Genomic DNA, 24,014 nt, shown 5'->3' on the forward strand with positions numbered 1-24,014 from the left:
GTCACATCCTTTCCAAGGCGTTGATGGCATTGATAGCATCCGCCAGCGTGGCCACGTCCGCGTGGGTGTGGCCGGCCGACAGCGTCACGCGCAGGCGCGAGGTGCCCGGCGCCACCGTCGGCGGGCGTATCGTGCCCACCCACAGGCCCTGCTCGTACAGGGCGGCGCCGGCGCGCATGGTTTCGGCGTTGTCGCCGATCAGAATCGGCTGGATCGCCGTGTCCGAGGGCAGCCGCCGCCAGCGCGTCAGGCGCAGGCCGTCGTTCAATTGTGCCACCAATGCCTGCAGGTGTGCGCGTCTTTGCACGCCTTCCGGGCCTTCCAGCAGGTCCAGGCTGGCCAGCAGCGCGTGCGCCAGCGCGGGCGCGGCGGCCGTGGTGAAGATGTAGGGGCGGGCTTTCTGGATCAGCGTTTCGATCACGGTTTCGTGGGCCGCCACGAAGGCGCCACCCACGCCGGCCGCCTTGCCCAGCGTGCCCATGTAGACCAGGTACGGCGATTGCAGCTTGAAATGCTCAAGCGCGCCATGGCCATGTTCGCCCAGCGTGCCGAAGCCGTGGGCGTCGTCCACCACTAGCCAGGCACCGTGCCGTTCGCACAAGGCCAGCAGGGCCGGCAGGTCGGCCAGGTCGCCGTCCATGCTGAACACGCTGTCGGTGACCACCAGCTTGGTGGCGGCCGTACTTGCTTGCAGCATGGTGGCCAGCGCGTCCAGATCGGCGTGCGGGTAGACCTGCACGGCGGCGCGCGCCAGGCGGGCGCCGTCGATCAGCGAGGCGTGGTTCAGCGATTCGGAGAAGATGGCCGCGTCGCGGTCGCCGGCCGTCAAGCCGGTGATCATGGCCAGGTTGGCCATGTAGCCGGTGCAGAAATACAGCGCGCGCGGGCGCTCCAGGTGGGCGCCGACGAATTCGGCCAGCCGGTCCTCCAGCTGGGCGTGGGCGCGGCCGTGGCCGGAGATCAGGTGCGAGGCGCCGCTGCCGGCGCCGTACAGCGCCGCGCCTTCCTGCAGGGCGGCGGCCAGCGCCGGGTGGCTGGCCAGGCCCAGGTAGTCGTTGCTGCAGAAGGCCAGCAGCTCGCGCCCGTCCACGCGCACGCGCGGGCCGCAGGGCGAGTCCACCACGCGGCGGGTGCGGATCAGGCTTTGTTGGGCCAGCGTTTGCAGCTGGGCGTCCAGTTGATTCAGCAGTTCCATGGTCAGCCCGCCAGTACTTTGTCGAACACGGCCAGCGTGTTGGCGGCCAGGCCGTCGATCTCGTCGTCGCTGAGGATGTAGGGCGGCATCATGTAGACGGTGGAACCGATGGGGCGCATCAGCAGTTCGTGTTCCAGCGCCGTGGAGAAGAAGCGGCGCGAGAAGTCGGCCGGCGCGCGGATCGCGTCGAAGGCCCAGATCATGCCGCGCTGGCGGAAGTGGCGCACGCGCTCATGGTTGGCCAGCGGCGCCAGCGCCTGCGTCAGCCGTTCGGCGCGCGCGCGGTTGTGCGCGAGCACGTGGTCGTCCTCGAAGATCTGTAGCGTGGCCAGCGCGGCGCGGCAGGCCAGCGGGTTGCCCGTGTACGAGTGCGAGTGCAGGAAGCCGCGCGTGACATCGGCGCTGTAGAAGGCCTGGTAGATGTCGTCGCGCGTCATCACCAGCGACAGCGGCAGGTAGCCGCCGCTGATGCCCTTGGACAGGCAAAGGAAGTCGGGCCAGATGCCGGCCTGCTCGCAGGCGAAGAAGGTGCCTGTGCGGCCGCAGCCGACGGCGATTTCGTCGAGGATCAGGTGTACGTGGTGGCGGTCGCACAATTCGCGCACCAGCGTCAGGTACAGCGGATCGTGCATGGCCATGCCCGTGGCGCATTGCACCAGCGGTTCGATGATGATGGCGGCGATCTTGTCGCCGCGTTCGATGAACAGGCGCTCGACATCGGCCGCCGCGCGGCGCGCCACGTCCTGCGCCGTTTCGCCGTCCACGGCCTGGCGCGCGTCGGGCGACATCACGGTCTGGCTGGCGCGCAGCAGCGGGCCGTAGGCGTCCTTGAACAGGGCCACGTCGGTCACGGCCAAAGCGCCGATGGTTTCGCCATGGTAGCTGCCCTTGAGGCAGACGAATTCCTGCTTGTCGGCGAGGCCACGGTTGCGCCAGCTGTGGAAGCTCATTTTCAGCGCGATTTCGACGGCCGAGGCGCCATCGCTGGCGTAGAAGCAGTGACCGAGCACGTCGCCCGTGAGGGCCGCCAGTTGCTCGGACAGGCGGATCACCGGCTCGTGGGTGAAGCCGGCCAGCATCGCGTGTTCCAGCAGGTCGAGCTGCTCCTTGAGCGCGGCGTTGATGCGCGGGTTGGCATGGCCGAACAGGTTCACCCACCAGGAGCTGATCGCGTCCAGATAGCGCTTGCCTTCGTGGTCGTACAGCCAGGCGCCCCGGCCATGGCTGACGGGGATCAGCGGCACAGTTTCATGGTGCTGCATCTGGGTGCACGGATGCCACACGCTGCGCAGGCTGCGTGCGACCCAGTCGCTTTGTTTGTTCGGTTCCAAAGATACTCCAGCTGAAAAATGGCCCGCCTAGTTCAACCAGGCCGGCTTGCGCTTCTCCAGGAAGGACTGCACGCCTTCGCGGCCCTGCTCGGAAGCGCGGATATGGGCGATGCGTTCGGCCGTGTCGGCCAGCAGCGCATCGGTGACGGGCAGTCCGGCCACGTCGCGCACCAGCACCTTGGCTTGCTGCACGGCGTGCGGACTGTTGTTGACCAGCGCCTTGACGATGGCGGCCACGGTGGCGTCGAGCTCACCGGCGGCCACCACCTCGTGGGCGTAGCCGATGCGCAGCGCCTGCTGCGCCGTGAAGCGCTCGGCCGTGAGGAAGTAGCGGCGCGCCGCCTGCTCGCCCATGGCTTTGATCACATACGGCGAAATGGTGGCCGGGATCAGGCCCAGTTTCACTTCGCTCAGGCAGAAGTTGGCCTCCTCCACCGCGACCACGATGTCGCAGGCGGCCACCAGGCCCATGCCGCCGGCGTAGCAGTCGCCCTGCACTTTCGCCACCACGGGTTTGGGGCACAGGTAGATGGTGCGCAGCATCTCGGCCAGCTGCATGGCGTCGGCGCTGTTCTCCTCGTGGGAGTAGCCGGCCATCTTCTTCATCCAGTTCAGGTCCGCGCCGGCGCAGAAGGCCGGGCCGTTAGCGGCCAGCACGATGGCGCGCACGGCTTCGTCGCGGCCCAGCTGATCGAAGGCCAGCGTGATGTCGCTGATGGTGGTTTCGTTGAAGGCGTTGCGCACGTCGGGCCGGTTCAGCGTGACGGTGGCGACTTTGTCGGCAATGGCGATGGTCAGGGTTTGATAGGTCATGGCAGCCTCCATCACATGCGGAACACGCCGAATTTGGTATCGGGGATTTCCGCATTGAGGGCGGCCGACAGGCCCAGGCCCAGCACCATACGGGTGTCGGCCGGGTCGATCACGCCGTCGTCCCACAGGCGCGCGGTGGCGTAGTAGGGGTGGCCCTGGTGCTCGTACTGGTCCTTGATGGGATGCTTGAACGCGGCCTCCTCCTCGGCCGACCACTGGCCGCCCTTGGCTTCGATGCCGTCGCGCTTGACGGTGGCCAGCACGCTGGCCGCCTGGTCGCCGCCCATGACGGAGATGCGGGCGTTGGGCCACATCCACATGAAGCGCGGCGAGTAGGCGCGGCCGCACATGCCGTAGTTGCCGGCGCCGAAGCTGCCGCCGATGATGACGGTGAATTTCGGCACGGCGGCCGTGGCCACGGCCGTCACCATCTTGGCGCCGTTGCGGGCGATGCCTTCGTTCTCGTACTTGCGGCCGACCATGAAGCCGGTGATATTTTGCAGGAACACGAGCGGGATCTTGCGCTGCGCGCACAGCTCGATGAAGTGGGCGCCCTTGAGCGCCGACTCGGAGAACAGGATGCCGTTGTTGGCGATGATGCCGACCTTCATGCCGAAGATGTGGGCGAAGCCGCAGATCAGCGTGGTGCCGTAGCGGGCCTTGAACTCATCGAACTCGCTGCCGTCGACGATGCGGGCGATCACTTCGCGCACGTCGAAGGGCTTGCGGGTGTCGACCGGGATCACGCCGTACAGTTCCTCGGTCGGGTATTTCGGCTCGACCGATTCGCGCAGCGCCATCTGCTGCGGCTTGGTGCGGTTCAGGTTGGAGACGATGGTGCGCGCCAGCGACAGCGCGTGCAGGTCGTTCTGCGCCAGGTGGTCGGCCACGCCGGACAGGCGGGTGTGGACGTCGCCGCCGCCCAGGTCCTCGGCCGTGACCACCTCGCCGGTGGCCGCCTTCACCAGCGGCGGGCCGCCCAGGAAGATGGTGCCCTGCTCCTTGACGATGATCGATTCGTCGCTCATGGCCGGCACGTAGGCGCCGCCTGCCGTGCACGAGCCCATCACCACGGCGATCTGCGGGATGCCCTTGGCCGACATGTTGGCCTGGTTGTAGAAGATGCGGCCGAAGTGGTCGCGGTCGGGGAACACGTCGTCCTGGTTGGGCAGGTTGGCGCCGCCCGAGTCGACCAGGTAGATGCAGGGCAGGTTGTTCTGGTCGGCGATCTCCTGCGCGCGCAGGTGCTTTTTCACCGTGACGGGGTAGTAGGTGCCGCCCTTGACGGTGGCGTCGTTGCACACGATCACGCATTCCTGGCCGGCCACGCGGCCGATGCCGGTGATGATGCCGGCGGCCGGCGCCGCGTCCACGCCGTTGGCGTCCTGGTACATGCCGTAGGCGGCCATCTGGGAAAACTCGAGGAACGGGGTGCCGGGATCGAGCAGCATCTGGACCCGGTCGCGCGGCAGCAGTTTGCCGCGCGCCACGTGCTTGGCGGCGGCCGCCGCGCCGCCGCCGGCCGCGATCTGCGCCACCTTGGCGCGCAGGTCGTCGACCAGGGTTTGCATGGCGGCGGCGTTGGTCTTGAAGTCCTCGCTGCGCGGATTGAGTTTGCTTTCGATGTGCGGCATGGTTGTTCCTCGTGTTGTGGCGCTGTCTCCGGCGCCTTTATTCTGGAAAACTCCCGTCAACGTAATACCAGCGCAAGCCGCCCTCGCCCTCCTCGCGTACGAAATTGCTGACTTCGTGCAGACGCTGGGCGCGGCCATTGAGCTTGCAGCGCGCCACGAATTCGACGGTGTCCTGGCGCAGCGCGTCGTCGGATTCTGCTTTACGTTGACGTAAACGTAAAGCAGATTTTACCTCAAGTCCCAGCCACTGCAATTTTTCTCCCGCCACGATGATGGGTTCCGTTGGGCGCGTGCTGCTATGCCAGGTGGCCAGCAGGTAGGGTTCGTTGCCCAAAGTGTAGGCAGTGTAGCGTGAACGCATCAGTTGCTCGGCTGTGGCGGGGATGGCGGCGCCCTCCAGGTAGGGGCCGCAGCAGGTGGCGTAGGAAGGGCCGCCGCACGGGCAAGCCGCGGACGTCGTTGTTTTTTTGGACATGAAAAGAGGGCGGACGGCGGAACAAGCCCGCATTATCCGCCAATTCCGGAACGGACGGGCTCCCGGGCCGCCCGCCGCGACTGTGCAACCTTCTCAATTCCTTCCGACATTGCCGGTCTCACTAAGGAGCAAGCGAAGCTTTGGGCTAGCTCACGGCGTCGCATCGCAAAGAATCTACATTGAGTTCATCGAGCACCACCGCTCACATCAACAACGGCGGATTGCATGGCAACGGAGACCGCCACCACAGTGGCAAGAACCACAATGAATTTCAGTTCTGGTGCGCGCATGCGCCTTCGGGCGCGCGAAAAGGATGTTTTCAACTATTACGACGACATGGGCAAGGGCAGAGGAAATTGCACTTGGGGTGCCGGCATCCTCGCCCACCACGGGCCATGCACCAAAGACGAACTGAAAAAGCCCGTCAGCGCTGCCGCCATCTCGGCAGAATTTTCGACACGTGTCGCAGCGGCGGAAAGAACCGTCCGCGCAAGCGTGACCAAGCAAAATATCAACCAAGAGCAATATGACGCCCTGGTCAGCTTTACCTACAACATGGGGGGCAAGGGAGCGGCGAAAGTCCTTGAACTCGTGGATGAAGGGGATTTGCGTGGTGCGGCGACCAAAATCTCGGCCATGATACATGTCCGCGTCCGGACGAAGCACGGCACCCAAATGGTGGTTGCCGGAGGATTAATCAGTCGCCGGAGAGAAGAAAGCGCGCCATTCAGAAAATGAACACATCAAGAACCTTGAACCAATTCAGGCGCCCGGGCGGTCCGGACTTGCGATGCGTCTGTGCGTTTCTGCTCGTCGCCTTTGCAACGTCCGCTCAGCCAGCATTTGCGCAAAATCCAAATGCGGACATTTTCGGCCGTTGGCGCGTCGTGTCCGTGCTCGACACCGCAGATATTGCAGGCATGTCCAAAAATCAGGCCCGAAGCCTGATCGGCAGCCGCATGCGCATCAATGGCCAAGCCTTCAGTTTCAATGGCATGCAGTGCAAAAATCCCACCTATGAACGGGTGGAGCGCGAGCCAGCCCAATATCTGCGCGAACAATGGCATGCCAGGGCGGGAAAATTGGGCCTGCCTGATCCCGTGACCGTGGTTGATGCCCGCTGCACGGATCTATTCCTGAAAGCCAAAGCGCGCATGGTCTTCAATTGGGACGGCTATTTCTTCGAGGCGCGCAAGGACTAAGGCGGCGGTGGCGGGCCCGCCCTCCGGCAGAAGATGTTTTATAAACGCCTCTAATCGTTACCAGGGACTACTACCATGCACTATCGCTCACTAAAATGACCGTAGGGGCAACACTAAATGCCACTACACGGCACTATTCTTTTAGAGCGATTTAGTACGTTTTAACCCTGCTATTTCGTACTATGTAGACTGAAATAGTGGCATTCCGTGCGAACTAGTTCGGAATAGCGTGATCTAGTAAAACCGGAAAGAAAACGCGGCCCCCTATGTGTTCCGGCCACCAGCCAGACAGGTGTGTGGGAACGCACGGCATTTAGCGCAAGCCCAACCCCGCCAGCGCGAACGGCGCGGGCTGGCCGCTCATCATACCGGCCAGCAAGCTGGCGCTGCCGCAGGAGAACGTGAAGCCCAGCGCGCCGTGGCCCACGTTCAACCACAGGTTGGGCAGCGGCGTGGCGCCGATGATGGGGGCGCCGTCCGGCGTGGCCGGGCGCAGGCCGGACCACGCGATCGCATGTCCGTAATCGGCCGCGTGCGGCATGGCGGTGCGGGCCGTGCGTGTGAGGCTGGCCACACGGCGCGGGTCGGGGGCGGCGCGCTCGCCCACCATGTCCACCATGGCCGCGATCCGCAACTGGTCGCCGATGCGCGCGTACAAGGTCTTGCGCTCGAAATCCGTCACGCTGATGGACGGGGCCAGGTCGCCGGCCCGGATCGGTGCGCTCAGGCTGTAGCCCTTGAGTGGATACAGCGGCAGCCGCAGCCCGGCGCCGGCCGCCAGGTCGCGGCTCTGGATGCCGGCGGCCAGCACGAACTGGTCGGCCTGCAGCGGCCTCAGGTTCGTTTCCAGCGCCGCCACCTTGCCGCCCTCGACGCGCCAGCCATGCGCGCCGCCTTGCAGCATGCCGTCGTAGCGCGGGTGTGCGCGCAGCACGCGGGCCAGCGCCAGGCAAAAGGCGCGGCAGTCGGCCACCGCCTCGCCGCCCGTGTAGATGGCGCCGGCCAAGGCGGGCGCCAACGTGGCCAGCGCCGGTTCCAGCAACACCGTTTCGTCCTGCGACAACAGCTGCACCTGGCCGTCGTCGTGGTCCGCTTGCGCGCGGGCGCGGGCGGCGGCCGCGTCGAACAGGGACGGCGAACGGTACAGCACCAGCTTGCCCGGCGCGCGCCAGGCGAATTCGTCCGGTGGAATCAGCGCCATCAGCTGTGCCATGGCGGCGCGGCTGTGTTCGCCCAGACGCAGCAGCACGGCCGTGGTGCGGGCGTTGCTGGCGCCATTGCAGCGCGACAGGAATTGCGCCAGCCAGCGCCACTGGCGCGGGTCGGCCTCGGGACGCAGCCGCAGCGGGCCGTCGCGCTGCAGCAGCCAGTGCAGCGCCTTCACGGGGACGCCGGCGTCGGCCAATGGCGACACGTAACGGTAGCTGAGCTGGCCGCCGTTGGCGTGGCTGGCGCCGCTGGCCGGCTCGGCCGCCCGCTCCAGCACGCGCACGCGGTAGCCCGCTTCCAGCAGCCACCATGCCGTCGTCAACCCCACCACGCCGCCGCCGATGACGATCACCCGCTGTCCCATCGCGCCTCCCGGTTGCGCGGGCCGCCCCCGGGGCGCCCGCCGATGACGCCAGCATACCGCCGTTGGCGTGGCCGGGGCGATGAAAAAAGCGTGATCCGGTCATTGCAGCGCACGATTGCTTGTCGATTTCCGCCAAACGGAAGGAAATTCATGTATCCCGACTACACGCGCGCCCCCTAACGCCAGTACACTATCGGCCAACAGGAGATTTTATGAGCCAGAGCAGTGCCGCATTCAAACCCGACGACAAGGACAATTCGCCCTTGTACATGCAAATCGCGCGCAAGCTGACCGATGATGTGCACAATGGCCGCTACCAGGTGGACCAGGCGCTGCCGTCCGAGCGCACGCTGTCCGAATTGCTCAACGTGTCGCGGGTGACGGCGCGCAAGGCCATCGACCAGCTGGTGGACCAGGGCCTGGTGGTGCGCCGCCGCGGCTCGGGCAACTACATCGCGCCGCGCATCGAGCAGCCGCTGTCGAACCTGACCAGTTTTTCCGAGCAGTTGCAGCAGCGCGGCCACCAGCCCGGTTCGCGCTGGCTCAAGCGTTCCATCGTCACCCCGTCGCCGGACGAGCAACTGAGCCTGGGCCTGTCGCCGTACTCGAAGGTGGCGCGGCTGGAACGCCTGCGCCTGGCCGACGACGTGGTGATGGCCTACGAGGTCAGCGTGCTGCCGCAGACCGTGCTGGCCGACCCGGAGGCGGTCGGCGATTCCCTGTACCGGCATCTGGAGAGCATCGGCAAGGCGCCGGTGCGCGCCTTGCAGCACATCCGCGCCATGAACGCGTCGGCCGAGCTGGCCCGCCAGCTGGGCGTGCCCGAGGGCCAGGCCGTGCTCTACATCACCCGCATCGCCTACCTGGAGTCGGGCGAGGCGATGGAACTGACCCATTCCTATTGCCACAGCGACCACTACGATTTCGTGGCCGAGATGCGGCGCCCGACCTGACTTGCCCCGGGGTAGCAAAGCTTTCATGGCGGTAGGCGCGGGTTTGGGATTACACTGAGCCTGTCTCCTTCTCGGACCACGGCGATGCTGAACACGGAAACCCCCCATCCGGACCACGGCCAGCTGGACCAGTACCCGCTGCCGGAGTTGATCGCGGCGCTGATCGACGATCAGGCGCGCGCCGTGCAAGCCGTGCGGGCCGCCGCGCCGGCCATCGCGGCCGCCGTGGAAGCGATGTTGCCGCGCATAGCCGCCGGCGGCCGCCTGATCTACGTGGGCGCCGGCACCTCGGGCCGGCTCGGCGTGCTCGACAGCGTGGAACTGCATCCCACCTTCTCCTGGCCCCATGAGCGGGCGCTGGCCGTGCTGGCCGGCGGCCAGCCGGCCATGTTCGCCTCCGTCGAGGGCGCCGAGGACAAGCCCGAGCAGGGCGCGGCCGACGTGCGCCGGCTGTATCCGGCCCCGCACGACGTGGTGCTGCTGCTGGCCGCGTCCGGCGCCACGCCCTACGTGCTGGGCGCCTTGCAGGCGGCCCGCAAGCTCGGCGCGTTCACCATCGGCATCGCCAACAACGCCGGCTCGCCGCTGGCGCGCGAGGCCGACCTCGGCATCACGGTCGACACCGGCCCCGAGATCATCTCCGGCAGCACGCGCCTGAAGGCCGGCACGGCGCAGAAGATCGTGCTCAACACCTTGTCGAGCGCGCTGATGGTGCGGCTGCACAAGGTGTACGGGAACTTGATGGTAGACTTGCAGCCGACCAACGCCAAGCTGATGGCGCGCGCCGTGCGGCTCACCATGCATGCCACCGGCGCCGACGCGGCGGCGGCCCGCCACGTGCTTGAGCAATGCCGGTTCCACGTCAAGGTGGCCATCGTCGCCCTGCTGCGGCAGGCGGACGTGGAGCAGGCCCAGGCCTGGCTGGACGCGGCCGACGGCAGCGTGCGCGCCGCATTGACGAAATGATACGATTTTAGCGTCGCGATCCCGGAAACTGACTCATTAGGAAAGCATGGAGCAACGCAGTCCGTGGTGGTGGGTGCCCACCCTGTATTTCGGCCAGGCCATCCCCTACGTGGTGGTGATGACGCTGTCGGTCGTGATGTACAAGAACCTGGGCGTGTCGAACACCGACATCGCGCTGTACACGGGCTGGTTGTACCTGCCGTGGGTGATCAAGCCGCTGTGGTCGCCCGTGGTGGAGCTGCTGCGCACGCGCCGGTGGTGGATCGTCGCCATGCAGTTGCTCTTGGGCGCGGCGCTGGCGCTGGTGGCCCTGACCACCAGCCTGCCCCGCTTCTTCCAGCTCAGCCTGGCCGTGTTCTGGCTGCTGGCCTTCAGCTCGGCCACCCACGACATCGCGGCCGACGGCTTCTACATGCTGGGCCTGCCCCAGCACCAGCAGGCCGCCTTCGTCGGCGTGCGCTCCACGTTCTACCGGCTGGCCATGATCGCCGGCCAGGGCGGGCTGGTCTATCTGGCCGGCACGCTGGCCGAGGCGACCGGCAGCGTGCAACTGGCGTGGTCGGTGGTGCTGTTCGCGCTGGCCATCGTGTTCCTGCTGCTGTTCGCCTACCACCAGATGGTGCTGCCGCGCCCCGCCGCCGACCGCCCGCCGGTGGCCGGCGGCGCCTTGCTGCGCGACTTCCTCGCCACCTTCAGGAGCTTCTTCCGCAAGCCCGGCATCGCCGTCATCCTCGGCTTCCTGCTGCTGTTCCGGCTCGGCGAGGCGCAGTTGCTCAAGCTGGCCGTGCCGTTCCTGCTCGATCCGGCCGACAAGGGCGGCCTCGGGCTGACGACGGCCCAGGTGGGGCTGGTGTACGGCACCATCGGCGTGGCGGCCCTGACGGTGGGCGGCCTGCTGGGCGGGGTGGCCGTGGCGCGCTTCGGCCTCAAGCGCTGCCTGTGGGGCATGGTGCTGGCCGTGCACCTGCCGGACCTGGTGTTCGTCTACCTGGCCAGCGCGCTGCCGGACAACCTCTACCTGATCGGCGCCTGCCTCGCGCTCGAACAACTGGGCTACGGCTACGGCTTCGCCGCCTACCTGATGTACATGATCCTGGTGGCCGAGGGCGAGCACAAGACGGCCCATTACGCCATCTGCACCGGCTTCATGGCGCTCGGCATGATGGTGCCGGGCATGGCCAGCGGCTGGATCCAGCAGCAACTGGGCTACCAGCACTTCTTCCTGTGGGTGTGCGTGGCCACGGTGCCGGCCTTCATCATGGCCGCGCTGGTGAAAATCGACCCTGAATTCGGCCGGAAACAGGCGCCGGCCGCATTACAATAGGGCCTTGCACGTCATCTGGAACGGGGAACGGGAAGTGGAGTTTAATGCGAAAAAGCGGCAGTCCTTGGCCGCCTGCGTGGCCGGCGGTCTGGCCGCGCTGTTGAGCGGTTGCGCGTCCACGCCGCTGGCGCCGGCCACGCCGGGCCAGCCCGCCCCGTCCGGCTCCGGCTCCGGCGCCGCTGCTGGCTCTGGAAGCGGCCCCGCCCCTGGCGCAACCGCCGCCGCCGATCCGGCCGCGCCGCCGCCGGCCCCGCGTGAATTCCGCGCCGCCTGGGTGTCGACCGTGGCCAACATCGACTGGCCCAGCCGCAGCAACCTGAGCGTGGAAAAGCAGCAGGCCGAGGCGCTGGCCATCCTGGACCGGGCCAAGGCCCTGAACCTGAATGCCATCGTGCTGCAGGTGCGCCCCAGCGCCGACGCCATCTACCCGTCCGAGCTTGAACCGTGGTCGGAATTCCTCACCGGCCAGCAGGGCCGCGCGCCCCGTCCCATGTACGATCCGCTGCAATTCTGGATCGACCACGCGCACGCGCGCGGGCTGGAGCTGCACGCGTGGTTCAACCCGTACCGGGCCCGCCACGCGACGGCCAAAAGTCCGCTCACGCCCGGCCACATCGCCAACACCGAGCCCGGGGCCGTCAAACCGTATGGCCGCTTCCTGTGGATGGACCCCGGCGAGCAGGCCGCCTCGCGCCACACGCTGGAGGTGGTGCTGGACGTGGTGCGCCGCTACGACATCGACGGCGTGCACATCGACGACTACTTCTACCCGTATCCGATCGACGCGCCCAGCGCGGCCACGGCGGCGGCCGGCGCCGAGAGCGCGGCCCTCGACGGCGGCGCGGGCACTAAGACGGAACTGGAGTTCCCCGACCAGCCCTCGTGGCAGCGCTACCTGCTGGCCGGCGGCCAGCTGGACCGGGCCGCGTGGCGGCGCCAGAACGTCAACCAGCTGATCGAAGCGCTGTACCAGGGCATCCACAAGGAAAAGGCGTGGGTGCGCTTCGGCATCAGCCCGTTCGGCATCGGCCGGCCCGACCGGCGCCCGGCCGGCATCGTCGGCTTCAGCCAGTACGACAAGCTGTACGCGGACGCCGAACTGTGGCTGGCCAACGGCTGGCTCGACTACCTGGCGCCGCAGCTGTACTGGCCCGTGGCCCAGGCGCCGCAGGCGTTCGACGTGCTGCTCGACTACTGGCTGGCGCAGAACACCAAGGGCCGCCACGTGTGGCCCGGCCTGTACACGAGCCGCATCGACAATTCCAGCAAGGCCTTCCCGCCCGAGGAGATCGTCAAGCAGATCGGCGTCACGCGCAGCCGCACGGGCGACCACGGCCACCTGCATTTCAGCGTGGCGGCCTTGATGGAGAACCGCAAGGGCGTGTGCGACCAGCTCAAGACCCAGGCCTACCAGTACGCGGCGCTGGTGCCGTCCACGCCGTGGCTGGGCGGTTCGCCGCCGGCCGCCCCGGCCGTCACGGCCCGCCGCGACGGCGCCGGCCTCGCGCTCAAGCTGGCGCCGGGCGCCGGCAAGGCCGTGGCCCGCTACGCCGTGTGGTCGCGCTATGGCAATGAATGGCGCTTCGCCGTCGCCCCCGGCACGCGCACGGAACTGCGCCTGCCCGACGACGGCGCGGCCGGCGCCGCCAGCGCCGTCGTCGTCAGCGCCGTGGACCGCCTCGGCAACGAGAGCGCGCGCGTCACGGTGGCCGCCGCGTGAGCGCCGCGGACATCCACCACACCGCGCCGCGCCTGGGCCTCGGCATCGACGCCGGCGGCACCCAGACCCGCTGGGCGCTGGCCAACGCCGACGGCGCCATCGTGGCCGAGGGTCACGTGGGCGGCCTGACGGCGCTGCAGATGGAAAGCGAGGCGGGCCGCGCCGCCGTCCACGCCAGTTTCACGGCGCTGTGCGCGGCGGTGCTGGCGGCCGGACGGCCGGACGCCGTGTGCGCCGGCCTCACCGGCTTTGGCGGCGACAGCGTGCAACTGGCCCACTGGCTGGCCACCCTGCTGGCCATCGCGCCGGATGCCGTCAGTGTGCGCAACGACATCGAAATCGCCTGCCTCGACACCTTCGCGCCCGGCCACGGCTATCTGGTCTACGCCGGCACGGGCTCGATCGCGGCCTGGGTCGACGCGCAGGGCCGCTTCCACCGGTCCGGCGGGCGCGGCGTGCTGCTCGACGATGGCGGCGGCGGCTACTGGATCGCGCGCGAGGCGCTGCGCAGCATCTGGCGCCGCGAGGATGAAACGCCGGGCGCGTGGCGCGATTCGCCGCTGGCGCAGGCCGTGTTCGACCACGTGGGTGGCAGCGACTGGACCCACAGCCGCCAGTTCATGTACGGCCAGGACCGGGGCGCGATCGGCCGCCTGGCGCTGGCCGTGGCAGCCAGCGTGGAGGCCGACCCGGAAGCGCGCCGCATCGTGCTGGAGGCCGGCCTGGAGCTGGCCCGGCTGGCCAACGCCATGGTGCGGCGCTATGGGCCGCGCCCCGTGGTGCTGGCCGGGCGCGCGGCGGAACTGCACCCGTTGCTGGTACAGTCGATGCGCGCCGAACTGCCGGACGACGTGCCGCTGCAGCAAAAGACGGTGCGCCCGCACCACGCGGCGGCCCGCATCGCGGCCCAGGCCCGCCATTTCCCGTTCCATCGTCCCGACACCACGAATGAATAACCATCCCCCCGCGCGCCGCCGCCCGCGCACCATGCCTGCCATGCCGGCGTCGCTGGCCCGTCTGGTCCGGTCGTCCCGTCTGGCCCCGCTGGCCATGCTGGCGCTGCTGGCCGGTTGCGCCGTAACGCCACCCGGGCCGCGCCTCGACCACAGCTACACGGCCCGCAGCCAGAGCGACCGCGTCAAATTCATCGTGCTGCACTACACGGCCGGCGACCTGACACGCTCGCTCAAGACGTTGACCCAGGAGGTGGTCAGCAGCCATTACCTGCTGACGGACGGCGAACAGCCGTTCTTCTACACGCTGGTGGACGAATCGCGCCAGGCCAACCACGCGGGTGTGAGCAACTGGAAGACTTATACACAGCTGAACGTCAGCTCGATCGGCATCGAGATCGTCAACCCCGGCTTCCGCGACACGCCCGAGGGACGGCAGTGGTATCCGTTCCCGCAAGCCCAGATCGACCAGCTGATTCCGCTGCTGAAGCAGATCATGGCGCGCCACAACATCGGGCCCGAGAACGTGCTCGGCCACAGCGATATCGCGCCCCAGCGCAAGCAGGACCCCGGCCCCCTGTTCCCATGGAAGCAGCTAGCCGATGCCGGTCTGGTGCGCTGGCCCAGCCCGGTGCAGGTGGCCGCCCGCCTACCATTGTTCCAGGCGCAGTTGCCCGACATTGGCTGGTTCCAGCAGAAACTGGCCCGGCATGGCTATGCCGTGCCGCAGACGGGCGAGCTGGACGCGGCCACCCGCAACGTGCTGGTGGTGTTCCAGTCCAAGTACCGGCAGGCCCGCTTCGACGGCGAGCCGGACGCGGAAACGGCGGCCATCCTCGACGTGCTGACATCGCCGGCTGCGCCCAGCGTACCCGCGCCCTCCGTGCCTGCCGCGCCTGCCGCGCCCACCGTACTCCCAGTGCCGGCCGCACCCACCGCGCCCACCGTACCCCCTGTGCCGGCTGCGCCCACCGCGCCGCCAGCCGTTCCGACACCCGTGCCGCCGCCAGTGCCGACGCCAGTGCCCACGCCCACCGTGCCGCCGCCGGAACCGACCGCATCCCATTGAATCAGGAGCGCGCCATGTCAGCCACCATTCCCTGCGAAGCGATCGGCAACCATGGCGCCTTCCGGCCGCTGGCCAGCGTGGCCGGCATCGCCGTCGATCTGCGCTACGCGACGACGGCCAATTTCCTGGGACGTGACCTGTACTCGCCGCTCGACTGCGCATGGCTGCACGCGGAGGCCGCCGCCGCGCTGGAACAGGCGGCCGGCTGGCTGGCCCTGCACTGGTCCGGCTACCGGCTGCTGGTGCTGGACGCGCTGCGTCCGCAGCGGGTGCAGGAGCAACTGTGGCTGGCGCTGCAAGGCACGGATTTGCTCGGCTACATCGCGGAACCGGGGCGCGGCTCGATCCATTCCTTTGGCATGGCGGTCGACCTGACCATCCTCGACGAACAAGGCTGTGAACTCGACATGGGCACCGCCTTCGATGACCTGAGCGAGCGCTCCCATCCCGCGCTGGAGGCGGAACTGCTGGCCAGCGGCGCCCTCACGGCCACCCAGACCGGCAACCGCCAGTTGCTGCGCGACGCGATGGCGCAGGCGGGCTGGGTCGGCATCCCGACGGAATGGTGGCATTTCGACTGCGGCGACCGGGAACGGGTGCGGGCGAGCTATACCCGCGTGCTGTGAAGCGTGCCGCGAAGCGCGCGGCGCACGGTATCGCGCCCGCCACGCCACGCGCGCGCACGGACGCGCGCGTGCGCCGGCCGTCAGCGATCGACCATGGCCATCCGTTCCGGACTGTAGCGCGGGCCGGACACGTGGCTGAGCGCCTGCTCCAGCTGTGCCATCTCGGCCGCGCTCAGGGTCACGTCGGCGGCCGCCGCGTTCTGCTCCAGATAGCTGCGCCGGCGCGTGCCGGGGATGGGCACCACGTCGTCGCCCTGCTGCAGCACCCACGCCAGCGCCACCTGCCCGGCCGTGAGTCCGCGCGCGGCGGCCAGCGCGTGCACGGCTTGCGCGGCCGCCATGTTGGCGTCGAAATTGGCGCCCTGCAGGCGCGGGTCCAGATGGCGGAAGTCCGTGGGCGGATAGGTTTCCGCGCGCTGCGCCGTGCCGCCGAGGAAGCCCCGGCCCAGCGGACTGAACGGCACCAGCCCGATGCCCAGTTCGCGCAGCAGCGGCAGGATGGCGTCCTCGAGGTTGCGCTCCCACAGCGAGTATTCGCTTTGCAGCGCGCTGATCGGATGCACGGCGTGGGCGCGGCGGATGTTGGCCACGCCCGCCTCCGACAGGCCCAGGTAGCGCACCTTGCCCTCGCGCACCAGCGCCGCCATCACGCCCACCACCTCCTCCACCGGCACGCGCGGGTCGATGCGGTGCTGGTACAGCAGGTCGATGTGGTCCGTGTCGAGGCGCCGCAGCGAGCCTTCCACGGCCTCGCGGATGTGTTCGGGGCGGCTGTTCACGCCCACCGTCTGGCCGTCCGCGTTGATGTCGAAACCGAACTTGGTGGCCACCACGGCCTGTTCGCGCCGGCCCTTGAGCGCCTTGCCCAGCAGCGCCTCATTGGTGTAGGGGCCGTACTGCTCGGCCGTGTCGAAGAAGTTCACGCCCAGTTCCAGCGCGCGGTGGATGGTGGCGATGGCCTCCGCCTCGTCGGCCGCGCCGTAGGTCACGCCGCTCATGCCCATGCAGCCCAGCCCCATGGCCGATACCGTCAATCCCTGTCTGCCCAGTTTACGTTGCTGCATGGTTCGCTCCGTCAAAAATGATATAAACAGTATGGTTTGTTATAACGATGTAAACAGTATGGTTCGTTATTGCCGCTGTTTCATCTGGCCGGCGGCGTCCCTTGCGGGCCGCGCGCCACCCAGTCCACCAGCGCGTCGAGCACGGCGCGCCCGGCGCCGTTGGCCACATGTTCGTCGTTGATGAGGGCCACCACCACGCAGGTATGGCCGCTGGTGTCGGTCACGTAGCCGGCGATGGCGACCACGGCGTGCAGGCTGCCCGTCTTCAGGCGCGCGTGCAGGGCGGCGGGGCTGTCCTTGAGGCGCTTGCGCATGGTGCCGTCCAGGCCGGCGATCGGCAGGCTGGAGACGAATTCGGGCATCCACAGGCTGCGCTGGCCCGCCTGCAGCACGCCGGCCAGCTGGGCCGGCGTGGCCCGTTCCAGCCGCGACAGGCCGGAACCGTTCTCCAGCACCAGGCCCTCGGTGGCGATGTCGTGTTCGCGCAGCCACGCATGGATGCGCTGTTCGGCCCGCACGGCCGTGCTGTCGGCCGATGGCGGCAGCGGATGGCTGCCCAGCGCGCTGTCGGTCTCCAGGCTGCCCAGGCTGAGGAACAGGGTGCGGGCCAGCGCGTTGTCCGATGGCTTGTTGATGTCGCGCAGCAGCTCGGGCAGCGGGCGCGACACGTGGGCCGCCAGCAGGCGCGAGGTGGGCGGGGTGGCGCCGTCGGGCGCGGCCTCGCGCACCTCGCCATTGAGCACGCCGCCCAGCCGCTTCCAGGTGGTGCGCAGCAGGCGTTCCAGGTAGTCGTGGCGGTCCAGCACGTTGATGCTGGTCGAGGTGCTGCAATCGCGCGGGAAGGTGCCGCGCAACACCACGTTGATCTTGCCGTCCGTGCGCACGGCCTCGGGCCGCTTCCAGCCATTCTCCCAGTCGGCGCACGGGGCGTCCACCAGCTTCAGGTCCGCCTTCAGGCCGACCTTGTCCATCGCCGGCTGCATCACGGCCGACAACTGGCCGCCCGTCGAGCGCAATTCCAGCCGCAACAGGTTGGTGTTGAGCAGCAGCGCGTCCGGCACCACGTTGTAGTAGGCGTATGGGTATTCGTCGAACGGCGGCGCGTGCGGATCGGGCTGGGCCGGCTGGAACAGCTGGCGGTCGAGCACGATGTCGCCCTTGATGCGCCAGATGCCCTCGTTGCGCAGCTCCTGCAGCATGCGCGCCAGCACGTCCTCGTTCAGGTCGGCGTCGGCGCCGCCGCGCAGGTACAGGTCGCCGCGCAGCACGCCGCGCACCAGCTCCGCATCCGTACGCAATTCCGTACGTCCCCGGAACACGGGGCCCAGTTCGTCCAGCGCCACCATGGTGGTGAACAGCTTCATGGTGGACGCGGCCTGCATGCTGCGCTCGGCCCCGTGCGACAGCAGCGGCACGCCGTCGCGCAGCACCACGGCGCCCATCGCCTCCTGCGGAATGCGGGCCGCCTGCAGCAGCTGGGCCACCGGTTCGGGCAGCTGGGACACGGGCTCGGGCGGCTGCGCGTGGGCGGCGCTGGCCAGGGTGGCGAACAGGAGGGCGAATAGCTTGGCGAACGGCGGACGGCGCATGGACATGGTCAGTGGAAGAAGGCGTAGGACACGAGGATGGCGGCCACCACCCCGGCGAAATCGGCGATCAGGCCGCAGGAGATGGCGTAGCGGGTCTTGCGGATGCCCACCGAGCCGAAATACAGCGCCACGATGTAGAAGGTGGTGTCGGCCGAGCCCTGGAACACGCAGGTCAGGCGGCCGATGAAGGAATCGGGGCCGTAGGTCTTCATGGCGTCGATCATCAGGGCCTTGGAGGCGCTGCTGCTCAATGGCTTCATGAGCGCCGTCGGCAGCGACGGCACGAAATCGGCGTTCCAGCCCAGCTGCGTGACCACCCAGTCGAAGCCGCCGATCACGAAACCGAGCACGCCGGCGTTGCGGATCACGCTGATGGCCACCAGCATGCCGACCAGGTAGGGGATGATGGTGATGGAGGTCTGGATCCCGCCCTTGGCGCCCTCGATGAAGGCCTCGTACACGTTCACCTTCTTCCACAGCGCGGCGATGATGAAGGCCGCGATCACGACGATCAGCACCAGGTTGCTCACCACCTTGGACACCTGCTCGATCTCGCTGCGCGCCAGGTATTGCGTGAAGTACCACACGGTGGCGCCGATGAAGGCCGTGATGCCGCCCAGCCAGCCGAGCACGACGCCGTTGAACAGGTTGATGCGCTGGCGGATCGCCACGCCGATGATGCCGGCCATGGTGGCCACGTAGGTCGCGATCATGCAGGGGATGAAGATGTCGGACGGATCGTGCGCGCCGAGGATCGCGCGCTGGGCCATGATGGCCACCGGGATCAGGGTCAGGCCCGAGGTGTGCAGCACGAGGAACATGATCTGCGCGTCGCTCGGCTCGTCCTTGTTGGGGTTCAGCGTCTGCAGGCTCTCCATGGCCTTCAGGCCGAACGGGGTGGCCGCGTTGTCCAGGCCCAGCAGGTTGGCCGAGAAATTCATCACCATGTGGCCGGTGGCCGGATGGTCCTTCGGCACCCCGGGGAAGATGCGCGAGAAGAACGGCGAGATCACGCGCGCCAGCAGGTTCACCATGCCGGCCTTCTCGCCGATGTTCATGATGCCCAGCCACAGCGTCATCACGCCGGCCAGCGGCAGCGCGATGTCCATCACGCCCAGGCGGGCCGAGTCGAAGGTGCCCTCGATGATGCGCTTGAAGATCTCCGTGTCGCCCATGAACAGCCACTGCGCCAGCGCCGCGGCGAAGCCCACCAGGAAAAAACCGGACCAGATGTAATTGAGCGACATAGAGCGGGGCGTTCCTCGGGCTAGATGGGATAGGCAATGTTGCAGGCAGAGTATAGAGTATGCTGGCCGCGCATTCTCAACGGAATATCACATGAAGCGTTACTGGAAGACCCTCCTGGTGGCCAGCGTGCTGGCGCTGGCCGGCTGGCGCCCCGCCGCCGCAGGTGCCCCGTCCACGGCCACCGCCGCAGTTGCGTCTCCCGCCACGGCCGCCGCGCCCACAGTGCTGCACGCCTTCCTCAGCACGGGCGAAACGGGGCTGGACCCGGCCGTCGCCTCCGACCTGGCCAGCCTCAGCCTGCTGGAAAACCTGTTCGACCCGCTGCTGCGCTACGACTACCTGGCCCGTCCCGTGCGGCTGCAGCCGAACACGGTCAGCGCCATGCCCACCATCGACGAGGGCGGCCTGCGCTACACCTTCCACCTCCAGCCCGGCATCGTATTCTCGCCCGACCCCGCCTTCCACGGCGCGCGGCGCGAAGTGACGGCGCAGGACTACGTCTACAGCCTGATGCGCCTGTACGACCCGGCCCTGAAATCGCCGTGGCTGTTCCTGCTCGAAGGCAAACTGGAAGGCGACGGCGCGCTCAAGGGCGACGGCTTCCGCTACGACCGCCCCATCGCCGGCCTGCGCGCGCTCGACAAATACACGCTGCAACTGCGGCTGACGGCGCCCGACCCCAACTTCCTGTTCTACCTCGCCATCCCCGCCACCGGCGTGGTGGCGCGCGAAGTGGCGCAGGCCTACGGCAGCGAACTCGGCAACCACCCGGTCGGCACCGGCCCGTTCGTGATGGGCGAATGGAAGCACAGCGACAAGATCACGCTGCTGGCCAATCCCGACTACCGCCGCGATGTGTTCCATGCCGGGCCCGACGTGGCGCCGGCCGACCGCGCGCTGGCCGCGTCGCTGGAAGGCAAGCGGCTGCCGCTGGTGCAGCGGGTGGACGTCAAGATCATGGAGGAATACCAGTCGCGCATGCTGGGCTTCCTGAACGGCGAATTCGACTACCTGGAGCAAGTGCCCGAGTCGATGAAGGACATGGTGCTGACGGCCGACGCCGCGCCCACCCTCAAGCCCGAGCTGGCGCGCCGGGGCATGACGCTCACGCCCTTCCCCGTGCTGCAGACCTACTACATGTGGATGAACATGGACGACCCGCTGATCGGCGGCTACAGCAAGGACAAGGTGGCGCTGCGGCGCGCCATCGCGCTCGGCTACAACGGCGCGGAGGACATCGCCCTGCTGAAGAAAGGGCTGGCCCTGCCGGCGCAAACGCCGCTGCCGCCCAACGTGCGCGGCTACGACCCGGCCTTCCGCAGCCCGACCGTCTACGACCCCGCGCTGGCGCGCGCGCTGCTGGACCGCTACGGCTACCGGCCCGGCGCGGACGGCTTCCGGCGCCAGCCCGACGGCCAGCCGCTGACCTTGGTGATGCACACCGAGCCCACCACGGTGGGCCGGCTGCGCGACGAGCTGTGGCGCAAGAACCTGAACGCCATCGGCCTGCGGGTCGAATTCAAGAGCGACAAGAAGACGGAAGTGATCAAAGCGTCGCGGCTGGGCAAGGTGATGATGTTCGAGACCAACTGGATCGCCGACTTCCCGGACGGCGACAACTTCTACCAGCTGCTGTACGGCCCCAACAGCGGCCGCGCCAACTACGCCCGCTTCAACCTGCCCGCCTTCAACCAGCGCTACGAGCAGGCCAGCAAGCTCGGCGACTCACCCGAGCGCACCCGCCTGTTCGACGAGATGGCCCAGCTGCTGCACGCCTACGCCCCATGGGTGCTGCTGACCCACCCCATCTCGGCCGACCTGCGGCAACCGTGGCTCAAGCACTACAAGCGCCACCCCGTCGCGCTGACGACGTGGCGCTACGTCGACGTCGAGCGGGCCGCGCGCTGACAGAAAACCGGGGTCAGGTCATGCATTGGTGCATGACCTGACCCCGGTTTTCTTGGTGGCATCGAAATTGTTTGTGCGTCGCACAAAAATCTGTGCTACACTGCGTTCTGTGGTGAGGTTTGTTCGCAAACAGCGCCGCTATCCAGTAGCATGCGCCGTGATTTGTATTGTGTAAGTTCAAATTGTGCAAAGCCGCAAACCGCCTGGATTTGTAATTCCGAATACGTTGGTCGATTTACACGTTGGGGGCACCACGCAGATAGCATGGGCGCCCGAGACTCTGGAGGCACTTTGCAGATAGCATTGGCGTCCGGCACGATTAAAGCATAGGTAATACATTGGAACAAAGCTCGCTTCGGCGGGCTTTTTTTTCGTCCGCGCAACAGCGGGGCCGGTTCCGGCACCACGCCACCGATGGCGCGATGCCGGAACCGGCCGCCGTTCTGCTTACAGCGCGCGGGCGATCAGCAGTTTCTGGATGTCGCTCGTGCCTTCGTAGATCTGGCACACGCGCACGTCGCGGTAGATGCGCTCGACCGGGAAGTCGGACACGTAACCATAGCCGCCGTGCACCTGGATCGCGTCCGAGCACACGCGCTCGGCCATCTCGGAGGCGAACAGCTTGGCCATCGCGGCTTCCTTCAGGCACGGCAGGCCGGCGTCCTTCATCGAGGCGGCGTGGCGGATCAGCTGGCGCGCCGCCTCGATCTGGGTCGCCATGTCGGCCAGCCGGAACTGCACGGCCTGGTGGTTGAAGATGGGCTGGCCGAAGCTTTCGCGGTCCTTGGCGTAGGTGAGCGCGGCCTCGTACGCGGCGCGCGCCATGCCGACCGACTGCGAGGCGATGCCGATGCGGCCCCCTTCCAGCCCGGACAGGGCGATCTTGTATCCCTGGCCTTCCTCGCCGATCAGGTTCTCGGCCGGGATGCGGCAGTTCTCGAACAGGATCTGGGCCGTGTCCGACGAGTGCTGGCCCATCTTCTGCTCCAGGCCGGCCACGATGTAGCCGGGCGTCGAGGTCGGCACCCAGAACGCGCTGATGCCCTTCTTGCCGGCCGCCTTGTCCGTCACGGCCATCACGATGGCCACGTCGGCGTGCTTGCCGCTGGTGATGAACTGCTTCACGCCGTTCAGCACGTAGCTGTCGCCGTCGCGCGTGGCCGTGGTGCGCAGCGCGGCCGCGTCGCTGCCGGTGTGCGGTTCCGTCAGGCAGAACGCGCCCAGCATGTCACCCTGGGCCAGCGGCCGCAGCCATTGTTCCTTCTGGCGGTCGTTGGCGTACATCATGGCGATGCTGCACACGGGGCAGTTGTTGACGGAGATGATGGTGGAGGTGCCGCCGTCGCCGGCCGCGATCTCCTCGAGCACCAGCGCCAGCGACACGTAGTCGAGGCCGGCGCCGCCCAGCGCCTCGGGCACGGCCACGCCGAACGCGCCCAGCGCGGCCAGTTCCTTCAGTTCCTGTTGGGGGAAATAGTGTTCCTTGTCCCAGCGCGCCGCGTTGGGCGCCAGCCGCTCCTGGGAGAACGCGCGCAGCGCGTCGCGGATCATATTGTGTTCGTCGCTCAGTATCATGGTGTCCCGTGTTCGTTGTCGAGTGGCCTGTGGCCTGGGGTCAGGTCCCGTCGTGTTGGCGATGGCGTTGGTCCGCGCCGGCAAGACGGGACCTGACCCCGGTTTGATGCAGTGGCGTCCGCCGGCTTACCAGCCGATCGGCGTGCCGTCGTAATTGCGGTAGACCGCGTGTTCCGCGTGCGGCAGGCCGGCCAGCGTGCGGCGGATGCCGGCCGCGCTGGTGGCCACGTCGAGGTCGGCGTCGTCCCCGCCCATGTCGGTGCGCACCCAGCCCGGATGCAGGGCCACGCAGGTCGCGCCCTTGGCGCCGTACTGGAGGGCGGTGTCGATCAGCACGGAGTTGAGGGCCGCCTTGCTGGCCCGGTACAGCGTGCCGCTGGCGTTGCCGCGCTCGGACAGCGAGCCCATGTGCGACGACATCACGGCCAGCTTGCCGCGCGCCGCGCACACCAGCGGCGCCACGATGGGCAGCAGCCGCATGGCGGCCAGCACGTTGGTGTGCATCACGCTGTCGAAGTCCGATTGCAGCGGGAAGCCGTCGTGGCGCGGGCCGTACACGCCCGCGTTGAGGATGGCCACCTCCAGCTGTTCGCCGTCGAGCCGCCAGCCGAGCGCCGCGCACGCTTCCACGTTGTTCACGTCGAGCGTGTGCGCTTCGGCGCCCAGGTCGGCCAGCGCCTGGCAGTCGGTGTCCTGGCGCGCGGTGGCGATCACGCGCCAGCCGTCGGCCAGGTACTGGCGCGCCAGTTCGTGGCCGATGCCGCGCGAGGCGCCGATGATCAGTGCGGTGGCCATG

At 68.0% G+C, this 24,014-nt stretch carries 20 protein-coding genes and 1 pseudogene; 10 read left to right on the plus strand and 11 right to left on the minus strand.

Features of this window, described 5'->3' with window-relative positions; genetic code table 11:
- Position 1 precedes the first annotated feature (1 nt).
- The 5 genes from bioF to AC1RQG_RS21365 are packed head-to-tail and all read right to left on the minus strand — an operon-like array spanning position 2 to position 5,448.
- The gene (bioF, locus tag AC1RQG_RS21345; protein WP_493134357.1) at positions 2-1,195 is read right to left on the minus strand and encodes an 8-amino-7-oxononanoate synthase; all 1,194 of its coding nucleotides are present in this window, start codon (positions 1,193-1,195) and stop codon (positions 2-4) included.
- Between the two features lie 2 nt (positions 1,196-1,197).
- A complete protein-coding gene (gene bioA, locus AC1RQG_RS21350) occupies positions 1,198-2,526 on the minus strand; it encodes an adenosylmethionine--8-amino-7-oxononanoate transaminase (protein WP_493134359.1) in 1,329 nt (442 codons plus the stop codon).
- 27 nt (positions 2,527-2,553) lie between these two features.
- A complete protein-coding gene (locus AC1RQG_RS21355) occupies positions 2,554-3,339 on the minus strand; it encodes an enoyl-CoA hydratase/isomerase family protein (protein ID WP_493134361.1) in 786 nt (261 codons plus the stop codon).
- 11 nt (positions 3,340-3,350) lie between these two features.
- Positions 3,351-4,973: a carboxyl transferase domain-containing protein gene (locus AC1RQG_RS21360; RefSeq protein ID WP_493134362.1), complete on the minus strand. Its 1,623-nt coding sequence runs from the start codon at positions 4,971-4,973 to the stop codon at positions 3,351-3,353.
- Between the two features lie 37 nt (positions 4,974-5,010).
- Positions 5,011-5,448 carry a YchJ family protein gene (locus tag AC1RQG_RS21365; protein WP_493134364.1) on the minus strand — a complete coding sequence of 146 codons (438 nt, stop codon included), beginning with the start codon at positions 5,446-5,448 and terminating at the stop codon, positions 5,011-5,013.
- A gap of 225 nt (positions 5,449-5,673) precedes the next feature.
- Here AC1RQG_RS21365 and AC1RQG_RS21370 point away from each other — a divergent pair, with 225 nt between their 5' ends.
- Positions 5,674-6,186, plus strand: a complete 513-nt coding sequence (locus tag AC1RQG_RS21370) for a glycoside hydrolase family protein (protein WP_493134366.1) — start codon at positions 5,674-5,676, stop codon at positions 6,184-6,186.
- Positions 6,187-6,335: 149 nt separating this feature from the next.
- Positions 6,336-6,650 carry a hypothetical protein gene (locus tag AC1RQG_RS21375; RefSeq protein ID WP_493134367.1) on the plus strand — a complete coding sequence of 105 codons (315 nt, stop codon included), beginning with the start codon at positions 6,336-6,338 and terminating at the stop codon, positions 6,648-6,650.
- Between the two features lie 313 nt (positions 6,651-6,963).
- Here the strand turns inward: AC1RQG_RS21375 and AC1RQG_RS21380 are convergent, their stop codons facing one another.
- Positions 6,964-8,223, minus strand: a complete 1,260-nt coding sequence (locus tag AC1RQG_RS21380) for a D-amino acid dehydrogenase (RefSeq protein ID WP_493134369.1) — start codon at positions 8,221-8,223, stop codon at positions 6,964-6,966.
- Between the two features lie 212 nt (positions 8,224-8,435).
- Here AC1RQG_RS21380 and AC1RQG_RS21385 point away from each other — a divergent pair, with 212 nt between their 5' ends.
- The 7 genes and pseudogenes from AC1RQG_RS21385 (at position 8,436) to AC1RQG_RS21415 (ending at position 15,834) form a co-directional block, all read left to right on the plus strand.
- Complete coding sequence (locus tag AC1RQG_RS21385) at positions 8,436-9,176, plus strand: GntR family transcriptional regulator (RefSeq protein ID WP_493134370.1); 741 nt, start codon at positions 8,436-8,438, stop codon at positions 9,174-9,176.
- Between the two features lie 84 nt (positions 9,177-9,260).
- Complete coding sequence (murQ, locus tag AC1RQG_RS21390) at positions 9,261-10,142, plus strand: N-acetylmuramic acid 6-phosphate etherase (RefSeq protein ID WP_493134371.1); 882 nt, start codon at positions 9,261-9,263, stop codon at positions 10,140-10,142.
- Positions 10,143-10,188: 46 nt separating this feature from the next.
- Positions 10,189-11,466, plus strand: a complete 1,278-nt coding sequence (locus tag AC1RQG_RS21395; RefSeq protein ID WP_493134373.1) for an MFS transporter — start codon at positions 10,189-10,191, stop codon at positions 11,464-11,466.
- 4 nt (positions 11,467-11,470) lie between these two features.
- Complete coding sequence (locus tag AC1RQG_RS21400) at positions 11,471-13,186, plus strand: glycoside hydrolase family 10-like protein (protein ID WP_493134374.1); 1,716 nt, start codon at positions 11,471-11,473, stop codon at positions 13,184-13,186.
- On the plus strand, positions 13,183-14,142 hold the full coding sequence (locus tag AC1RQG_RS21405; RefSeq protein WP_493134376.1) for an N-acetylglucosamine kinase: 960 nt from the start codon (positions 13,183-13,185) through the stop codon (positions 14,140-14,142). The genes AC1RQG_RS21400 and AC1RQG_RS21405 overlap by 4 nt, the downstream gene beginning before the upstream one ends.
- 40 nt (positions 14,143-14,182) lie before the next feature.
- Positions 14,183-14,989 (plus strand): annotated as a pseudogene (locus AC1RQG_RS21410) (N-acetylmuramoyl-L-alanine amidase); the annotation flags it as partial.
- A gap of 233 nt (positions 14,990-15,222) precedes the next feature.
- Positions 15,223-15,834 (plus strand): M15 family metallopeptidase, encoded by a 612-nt coding sequence (locus AC1RQG_RS21415; RefSeq protein WP_493134377.1) that lies wholly within the window; start codon positions 15,223-15,225, stop codon positions 15,832-15,834.
- 80 nt (positions 15,835-15,914) lie between these two features.
- On the opposite strand, the gene AC1RQG_RS21420 is transcribed toward AC1RQG_RS21415, so the two are convergent.
- The 3 genes from AC1RQG_RS21420 to AC1RQG_RS21430 all read right to left on the minus strand — a co-directional run bounded on the left by AC1RQG_RS21420 (position 15,915) and on the right by AC1RQG_RS21430 (position 19,734).
- Complete coding sequence (locus AC1RQG_RS21420) at positions 15,915-16,898, minus strand: aldo/keto reductase (RefSeq protein WP_493134379.1); 984 nt, start codon at positions 16,896-16,898, stop codon at positions 15,915-15,917.
- 80 nt (positions 16,899-16,978) lie between these two features.
- Positions 16,979-18,493 carry a D-alanyl-D-alanine carboxypeptidase/D-alanyl-D-alanine endopeptidase gene (dacB, locus tag AC1RQG_RS21425; protein ID WP_493134380.1) on the minus strand — a complete coding sequence of 505 codons (1,515 nt, stop codon included), beginning with the start codon at positions 18,491-18,493 and terminating at the stop codon, positions 16,979-16,981.
- A 2-nt stretch (positions 18,494-18,495) separates the two neighbouring features.
- A complete protein-coding gene (locus AC1RQG_RS21430; RefSeq protein ID WP_493134381.1) occupies positions 18,496-19,734 on the minus strand; it encodes a nucleoside recognition domain-containing protein in 1,239 nt (412 codons plus the stop codon).
- A gap of 91 nt (positions 19,735-19,825) precedes the next feature.
- Between AC1RQG_RS21430 and AC1RQG_RS21435 the strand changes: the two genes are divergently transcribed.
- Positions 19,826-21,643, plus strand: coding sequence for an ABC transporter substrate-binding protein (locus AC1RQG_RS21435; RefSeq protein WP_493134383.1), 1,818 nt, complete (start codon positions 19,826-19,828; stop codon positions 21,641-21,643).
- A 447-nt stretch (positions 21,644-22,090) separates the two neighbouring features.
- On the opposite strand, the gene AC1RQG_RS21440 is transcribed toward AC1RQG_RS21435, so the two are convergent.
- Positions 22,091-23,218 (minus strand): acyl-CoA dehydrogenase family protein, encoded by a 1,128-nt coding sequence (locus AC1RQG_RS21440; RefSeq protein ID WP_493134384.1) that lies wholly within the window; start codon positions 23,216-23,218, stop codon positions 22,091-22,093.
- A gap of 126 nt (positions 23,219-23,344) precedes the next feature.
- Positions 23,345-24,013: an SDR family oxidoreductase gene (locus tag AC1RQG_RS21445; RefSeq protein WP_493134385.1), complete on the minus strand. Its 669-nt coding sequence runs from the start codon at positions 24,011-24,013 to the stop codon at positions 23,345-23,347.
- Between the last annotated feature and the right edge of the window lies 1 nt (position 24,014).

Source organism: Rugamonas sp. GW822-FHT03B10 (assembly GCF_058801745.1).

Coding starts and splice junctions, on each gene's coding strand:
- bioF (WP_493134357.1), bottom strand. CDS start 1,195: ATGGAACTGCTGAATCAACTGGACGCCCAGCTGCAAACGCTGGCCCAA.
- AC1RQG_RS21355 (WP_493134361.1), bottom strand. CDS start 3,339: ATGACCTATCAAACCCTGACCATCGCCATTGCCGACAAAGTCGCCACC.
- AC1RQG_RS21360 (WP_493134362.1), bottom strand. CDS start 4,973: ATGCCGCACATCGAAAGCAAACTCAATCCGCGCAGCGAGGACTTCAAG.
- AC1RQG_RS21365 (WP_493134364.1), bottom strand. CDS start 5,448: ATGTCCAAAAAAACAACGACGTCCGCGGCTTGCCCGTGCGGCGGCCCT.
- AC1RQG_RS21370 (WP_493134366.1), top strand. CDS start 5,674: ATGGCAACGGAGACCGCCACCACAGTGGCAAGAACCACAATGAATTTC.
- AC1RQG_RS21380 (WP_493134369.1), bottom strand. CDS start 8,223: ATGGGACAGCGGGTGATCGTCATCGGCGGCGGCGTGGTGGGGTTGACG.
- AC1RQG_RS21385 (WP_493134370.1), top strand. CDS start 8,436: ATGAGCCAGAGCAGTGCCGCATTCAAACCCGACGACAAGGACAATTCG.
- murQ (WP_493134371.1), top strand. CDS start 9,261: ATGCTGAACACGGAAACCCCCCATCCGGACCACGGCCAGCTGGACCAG.
- AC1RQG_RS21395 (WP_493134373.1), top strand. CDS start 10,189: ATGGAGCAACGCAGTCCGTGGTGGTGGGTGCCCACCCTGTATTTCGGC.
- AC1RQG_RS21415 (WP_493134377.1), top strand. CDS start 15,223: ATGTCAGCCACCATTCCCTGCGAAGCGATCGGCAACCATGGCGCCTTC.
- AC1RQG_RS21420 (WP_493134379.1), bottom strand. CDS start 16,898: ATGCAGCAACGTAAACTGGGCAGACAGGGATTGACGGTATCGGCCATG.
- dacB (WP_493134380.1), bottom strand. CDS start 18,493: ATGTCCATGCGCCGTCCGCCGTTCGCCAAGCTATTCGCCCTCCTGTTC.
- AC1RQG_RS21430 (WP_493134381.1), bottom strand. CDS start 19,734: ATGTCGCTCAATTACATCTGGTCCGGTTTTTTCCTGGTGGGCTTCGCC.
- AC1RQG_RS21435 (WP_493134383.1), top strand. CDS start 19,826: ATGAAGCGTTACTGGAAGACCCTCCTGGTGGCCAGCGTGCTGGCGCTG.
- AC1RQG_RS21440 (WP_493134384.1), bottom strand. CDS start 23,218: ATGATACTGAGCGACGAACACAATATGATCCGCGACGCGCTGCGCGCG.
- AC1RQG_RS21445 (WP_493134385.1), bottom strand. CDS start 24,013: ATGGCCACCGCACTGATCATCGGCGCCTCGCGCGGCATCGGCCACGAA.